This is a genomic window from Mesorhizobium sp., from assembly GCF_005063415.1.
Classification (GTDB): Bacteria; Pseudomonadota; Alphaproteobacteria; order Rhizobiales; family Rhizobiaceae; genus Mesorhizobium.
On record NZ_SUEG01000362.1, the window covers coordinates 1 to 676 of the forward strand.

The 676-nt window shown below is 58.1% G+C and carries 1 protein-coding gene; it reads left to right on the forward strand.

Going from position 1 to position 676, the window contains the following annotated elements:
* A partial coding sequence (locus E5W70_RS32615) for a hypothetical protein (RefSeq protein WP_292665488.1) occupies positions 1-238 on the forward strand: 238 nt, incomplete at its 5' end.
* Positions 239-676: the final 438 nt, after the last annotated feature.

Genomic DNA, 676 nt, shown 5'->3' on the forward strand with positions numbered 1-676 from the left:
CCGGCGCTTCGGTGAACCTGCCGAAACGGACGAAGCCGTTTTGAAGTGGCTGTTGATCTCACTAGGGAAGGCCCGCATTGCCCTGGAGCGCGAGATCGGCCGACGTTCTGGTCCACTCCAACTATCATCGGAGGCCCGCCGCCTCGAAGGGATGGCGACGGACCCCGACAGTGGCTGCACCGAGACGGATCGACCGCTGCGCGTCCTTAACCGGGGAGGGCTTGCATTTGTGCCCTAAATGCGTGTGGCGCTGCGACCGTGTGGGCAGCCTGATCCTGCCGCCCTAAGTTCCCCTCATGGCAACCCATTGGTTCTCCCCTCCGGTGTACGTCAGGACTGAAGGTCCCAATATGACGTACCACGTCAACAACGCAGTGGCAGGAGTTAAGGAACTCCTGAAGTGGACAACCGTCGCCCTCAGTGAAACTTGGCGGTGCATGTTTGCCTCGCTGTGATTATTCCGGCACTACAAGAGCGGGGACAGCCTTCCGACCCCTTCCGTTCGCTTTCGTACATCGAATTGATCCTTAAGACCACGGTAGTATCATCGAACCCTTACAACCGGGGGGTTGGATGGGCGTTGCAAGCATCAATCCAGTTTTGGAGCAGGCAATTGATGCAGTCCTCAACAGGGCTGACTGGGAGGACACAATATCGATTTCTGTCGCGTTACGCC